Annotated in this window: 6 protein-coding genes; all 6 read right to left on the bottom strand. The window is 61.4% G+C overall.

All coding sequences use genetic code 11. From position 1 onward, the window contains the following. Window positions 1-804 (bottom strand): sodium:proton antiporter (locus tag EN984_RS20545; RefSeq protein ID WP_164765552.1); only part of this gene is annotated, 804 nt, incomplete at its 3' end. A 143-nt stretch (window positions 805-947) separates the two neighbouring features. Beyond that, entirely contained in the window at window positions 948-2,201 is a 1,254-nt protein-coding gene (locus EN984_RS20540; protein ID WP_127271053.1) for a L,D-transpeptidase family protein, read from the bottom strand. Window positions 2,202-2,559: 358 nt separating this feature from the next. Beyond that, window positions 2,560-2,970 carry a hypothetical protein gene (locus EN984_RS20535; RefSeq protein ID WP_236383325.1) on the bottom strand — a complete coding sequence of 137 codons (411 nt, stop codon included), beginning with the start codon at window positions 2,968-2,970 and terminating at the stop codon, window positions 2,560-2,562. 173 nt (window positions 2,971-3,143) lie between these two features. Continuing rightward, window positions 3,144-3,659 (bottom strand): winged helix DNA-binding protein, encoded by a 516-nt coding sequence (locus EN984_RS20530; RefSeq protein ID WP_008875359.1) that lies wholly within the window; start codon window positions 3,657-3,659, stop codon window positions 3,144-3,146. A gap of 238 nt (window positions 3,660-3,897) precedes the next feature. Beyond that, window positions 3,898-4,320, bottom strand: a complete 423-nt coding sequence (locus EN984_RS20525; protein ID WP_127272646.1) for a DUF6163 family protein — start codon at window positions 4,318-4,320, stop codon at window positions 3,898-3,900. After that, a complete protein-coding gene (locus EN984_RS20520) occupies window positions 4,317-5,360 on the bottom strand; it encodes an enoyl-CoA hydratase/isomerase family protein (RefSeq protein WP_127271351.1) in 1,044 nt (347 codons plus the stop codon). Before EN984_RS20520 ends, EN984_RS20525 begins: the two co-directional genes overlap by 4 nt. Window positions 5,361-5,664: the final 304 nt, after the last annotated feature.

Here is a 5,664-nt window from a genome sequence, read left to right as displayed (position 1 = left end):
CGTCTGCATGCGCGCCGAGACGCCGAGGAAGCGAAACACGCCGGAGCCGCCGGTGAGCAGGCCGGCGGTAACAGCCGCCAGGATGCCGGAAGCTCCGACATGCTCGGCGCCGAGATAGGCTATGAAGGGCAGCAGGACCATCACCAGCACCTGCGCCTCGGCCGGCACGCCGCCGATCCGGTTGAGCAGTTGCAGCAGCTTGGCGGCAACGAACAGCGCCGCCACGCCGATCAGGATGCCCATCGCCACGGCATAGAGAAAACTGAGCGAAGCCGCCGCAAGGGAAAAGCTGCCGGTCAGCACCGCCGCGACGGCAAAGCGGAACATGACCAGCCCCGACGCATCGTTGAGCAGCGACTCGCCTTCCAGAATGTGCATCAGCCGCGCCGGGACGACATTTCTGTCGACGATCGAGGACACCGCCACCGCGTCGGTCGGCGACAGCACCGCGGCAAGCGCAAAAGCGACCACCAGAGGGATGCTCGGCACCAGCCAATGCAAGGCGTAGCCGAAACCGACGATGGTGAAGAAGACCAGCCCTATGGCCAGATCCAGGATCGGTCCGCGCAGCGCCATCAGTTCACGCTTCGGTGCGCCATAGGCATCGCCGAACAGCAGCGGCGGAATGAACACCAGCAGAAACAGTTCCGGATTGATCTCGACATGGATGCCGCGCACCGGCCACGCAAGCGCGGCACCGATCGCAATCTGCAGCACCGGCAACGGCACCCGTACCAGGCGAACCAGAGCGCCGGAAAGCGCCACGAAGACGAGCACGACTAGAATGAAGACGGCGACTTCCATGGTCCGGTTCCAGGCTTTCCGCCGACCATGCGCAAAGCCGGCCGATCCGTCCAGCCGCCCGTCCCGTGAAAAACGCCGCGGCACCCAATCAATGAAAAAGGCCGCCCTGAGAGGCGGCCCTTTTATATATAAGAATCAAATGTTTATAGCGCAGACGTGATCTGCAGCTCGTTGTTGCCGTCAAGCGCGTAGACGTCGTCGCGGAACTGCACGACGCCCGGACCGGTCGACCAGGCCGAGAGATAGAGGAAGTGGACCGGCACCGGATTGGTGACCTGGATCGGCGTGTTTTCACCGGTCTTGATCGCCGCCTCGAAATGCTGGCGGTCCCAGCCGGGCGTGTCGCGCAGGATCCAGGTGACGAGGTCGCGCACATTCTGCACGCGCACGCAGCCCGAGGAATCGAAACGCAACATCTTGCCGAACAGGCTCTGCTGCGGCGTATCGTGCATGTAGACGCCGTCAGGGCTCGGGAAATTGATCTTCACCGAGGCCATGGCGTTTTCCGAGCCGGGATCCTGGCGGAAACGGTACTTGGCGGCGTCGTCGGTCGACCAGTCCACATTCATCGGATCGACTTCGCTGCCATCCGGCGCGAACAGGCGGATGTGGCTGTCCTTGAGATAATCGGGATCCTTCCGCATCAGCGGAATGATGTCCTTGCGGACGATCGAGACGGGCGCGTTCCAGTATGGATTGACGATGATCTCGTTGATCTTGGAATTGACGATCGGCGTCTGCCGGTCGATCTTGCCGACGATCGCGGTGTGGCGAAGCACGACGCGGTCGTTCTCGACCGCTTCGACCTGCGCTGCCGGAATGTCGACCAGCACGTAGCGGCTGCCCAGCGTGCCGGCCTTCTCGCGCAGCCGCTGCAAATTTGTCTGCAACTGGCCGAGCCGGATCTGCGCCGAAACGTTCATCGCCGCATAGGTGTATTTGCCGAGCGCACCATCGGCAGGTAGGCCATGGCGCAGCTGGAAACGCTTGACCGCCGAGTCGACATAGGAATCGAAGGCCGTCGAAATGCCGGCACTCTGCGACAGATCGCCGGAAACCATCAGCCGCTTGCGCAACGGCACCACATCCGGGTCATCGACGCCGAGCTGCAGCTTCTTGGTCGCGGGAACGTCGACCCAGCCGCCCTGCCCGACAATGTTCTGGTATTGCCCGACCGCCTGTTCCGTGAAGGCGACGGTCTGCGGGCTGAAGATCGGCAGCGTCGAGGCCACCTTGCCGCCCTCGCTGGCGCGGGCATCGAACTGGTCGTCCCAATTGCCGCGCGCGGAGGATTTCAGGATGTCACCGATCACATCCTGCGCATTGGCGCCGCCGGCGACCACTGCGGCTGCGAGCGCGGAGGCTCCGGAGAGGAAAAAACGACGGCTGGTTCTCATGGACGTTCCAGACATTTGTAGCAGTTCGATCACTTGCTGCGTTGATCACCGGGCGATCTCGCCCGCACTGTAAAATTGGCAATCTTAACAATAAGCCAACCATGCTCCGTATCACCCTGGTGTGACAGCGCCCAGGCGCGATACGGATTGTGGGTGAACGCATGGTCTTCACACCAGCATCACTGCCACTCTCGGTTCCACTGGAATATGGCGGCAACGTGGCCTAGCGCCCGAATCCGACTGACCGGCATTCCGAAAAGGACGGACCGATGCTTTTGGGTATCGGGTCGGAGCCGTCGCCGACATGGGGTCGACTGCCGCGCGGCAGGACCGGCAGCCAGCCGCGAACGACCCTGGCTCAAGGCTTCGAACCCGGAGCCTCCAACTCGGAACATCGTTGCAGCACTTGGTTCTCAGGGTAACGCAATATCTTGCTGTCATCGAGTTTGAGCAGCAGCGCCCGCCTCTTTTCCACACTGTCGGTATCGTCCGAGCAAGTCAGGTCCAAAATGACGGCGTCCAGGCCTTTGATCTTCTGGACTTTGTCGATTGTGCAGCCGACTTCCCACATTTCCACCGACTTATCGGTGAACGTCACTCTGGAGTCATTGCCGTCGCACGGGCTGCTGCCTTCCATGGCGAAGGCATCCTTCCACCATTCCTCGGCGAAAGCCGTTTCTGACGCAAGCAGTAGCGCCGCCGCGACAAAACAGATCTTGAAACGCCTGCTTCGACCCATCATGCCCCCTTGTGCGGCGACATTAGGCATTGTGGAAGCGAAAGCAAAGCGTGGCCCACGGGGTTGCGGTCAGCCGACAAACAGATGAACTCAAGTCGCCGTCAGTCGCTAGAAAAAGGCCGATGCCTCTCGGCACCGGCCCTGACTGAAGGTCGATATTTCGGCCGCGTTTCTGTGGCGCGGGCCGGATCCGATGCGGCGCCTTACATCCGGTAGGCGATGGTGTCGTTCCAGAAGCGGTCGAGCCGCTGCAAAGCACGGTTCATCTGCTTGAACTCGTCGGTGTTGATGCCGCCGACCTGCTCGATCGAGCCAACATGACGCTCGTAGAGGCCGGCAACGACCTCCGCCACCTCGTTGCCCTTCGGCGTCAGCGAGACACGGACCGAACGGCGGTCGATGCGCGAGCGCTGGTGATTGATGAAGCCGAGATCGACCAGCTTCTTCAGATTGTAGGAGACGTTCGAGCCGAGATAGTAGCCACGCGAGCGCAGTTCGCCGGCGGTCAGCTCGGAATTGCCGATATTGAACAGCAGCAGCGCCTGGATGGCATTGATGTCGGAACGGCCGTTGCGGTCGAATTCGTCCTTGATCACATCAAGCAGGCGGCGGTGCAGCCGTTCAACAAGCTGCAGCGATTCCATGTACAGGGAACGGATAGCCTCGCGGCGATCGTCGGATACGTTGGCGGTCTTCGCCGCCGGACGCGAATTGATCATTGTCTTTGCCTCTCGTTTGTCGCCCTGGTGATTTTTTGTTTTTCACCTTGATCGCGACACTATCGAATACTCATAAAATTCGACTTAAACGCTAGGGCTAACAAGAGCTTACCGGTAAGAGGTTTCGGAAGAGGCTTAACGAACGGTCACCCGAGCAAGGATAATTAACCTAAAGATTTCGGCAACGATTGCGGAGCTCATTCGAGGCGACAGTGGGGCCGCCAATGGGTTCAACGGCTTAGTGGCGGACCGGGCGCTTCTGCAGGTAGATGACGACACGGAAGACGATGTAGAGCAGCGCCACCGCCGCATGCGAGGCGACAATCAGCAAGCGGTGGCCGAATAGCTCGGGAAAGCCGGCATACATGACCGTCTCGGTCACCGCGCAAATGAACCAGATCACCGGCCCCCAGGACGCCAGCATCCACAGGCCGGCAGCGGCAAAGGGAAAGAACACGGCGAGCACCACCGCAGCGACCTGCCAGTGCACGGGCATCAGGTCGAACCGCCACAGCGTACCCGGATAAAAGCCGATCAACCTGATCCAGTAGAGAATGCCGAACAGCAGGCAATAGCCCGATATGACGCGCTGGAACCAGGCGAAGATCACCTCCACCCCGGAGGGCTGCAGCACGACGCGCCTCGAGGTCACCTCGCTCATATCAAGAGTTCCCGTTCGCCGAGCGGCGCGAAATAGGCATCGACATCCGCTTCGCTGACCGCAGCGAGGCTTGCCGGCCGCCATTGCGGCTTCGAGCCCTTGTCGATGATGGCGGCGCGGATGCCTTCGTAGAAATCATGGCCGGCGAGCATCCGGTTGAGGATGCGGAACTCCATCTTCATGCAGGCTTCCATGGACAGCGTCAGTCCGGCGCTGATCTGCCGCCAGGCGACGCGCAGGCTGGTCGGCGAGCGGGTGCGGATCGTCGCCAGTGTCTTTGCCGCGAACTCGTCGGCGGCGGCCGCACGCTCGAGGCTGTCGATGACGCGGTTCAGGGACGGTTGCGAAAAATGGCGGACAATCGCCTCCAGCGTCGGCCTGTCGGTTTCGCGCCTTGCCTGCACGAAGAAGCCGCGCAGCACCGATTCCGGATCGCCGGTCAGCGCCAGGCGGTCGAGAAAGCCAGCCTGGTCCTCGGCCTTGATGGTGTGGGTGGCCAGCCCCGACCACAGCGCATCGCCATAGCGGATGCGATTGCCGGTCAGCGCCAGATACATGCCGAAGGAGCCGCCGAGATCAGGCAGCAGGTGGCTGGCGCCAACATCCGGAAAAAAGCCGATGCCGACCTCCGGCATGGCAAATTGGGCATTCTCGGTCATCACCCGGTGCGAGCCATGGAAGGAGATACCGACGCCGCCACCCATGACGATACCGTCGATCAGGGCGACATAAGGTTTCCTAAAACTGTTGATGCGGGCATTGAGGCGATATTCATCGGCGAAGAACTCGACCGGCGGTTTTCCCGCCCGGCCTGTCTCATAGACATGCAGGATATCGCCGCCGGCCGAAAAGGCCCTGCCCTCTGCCTTGACGACGATGACGTCCATGCCCTGGTCGGCTTCCCAGGCGGAAAGAGCAGCGTCGAGCGCCCTGATCATGCCGTGCGTCAAGGCATTGAGCGCCTGCGGCCGCGTCAAGGTGACGACGCCGGCCCGGCCCAGATGTTCGAAGCGGATCTCGTCGCCTCCGCCAAAATCCATCGTGAAGAATCCCTCCCCCGGCCGCCGGGATTGAAGTGCTAAAGCGTGGCGCATGGGTGCGTCAATGGCGAGCACACCGGTGCAAGCTCTGGCCCGGACCAGGAGCGAGTGCTAAAAATCGAGCTGCAATACTGAAAAACTGGATAGAGTTCATTGCAGCGCAGCTCTGGCGGGTCTTCGAACGGGACGGTTGTTTATGACTCGATTTTCGCGCCTTGCGCCGGTGGCAATCGGGCTGAGCATCTGCTTGACTGTTCACCGGGTCATGGCGGCGACTTTGGAAGACCTCTACAATTCGCAGACC

The organism is Mesorhizobium sp. M7A.F.Ca.CA.004.12.1.1 (genome assembly GCF_003997835.1).
GTDB lineage: Bacteria > Pseudomonadota > Alphaproteobacteria > Rhizobiales > Rhizobiaceae > Mesorhizobium.
Note: the sequence above shows the minus strand (reverse complement) of the source record. Positions and strands in the feature narration are given on the sequence as shown.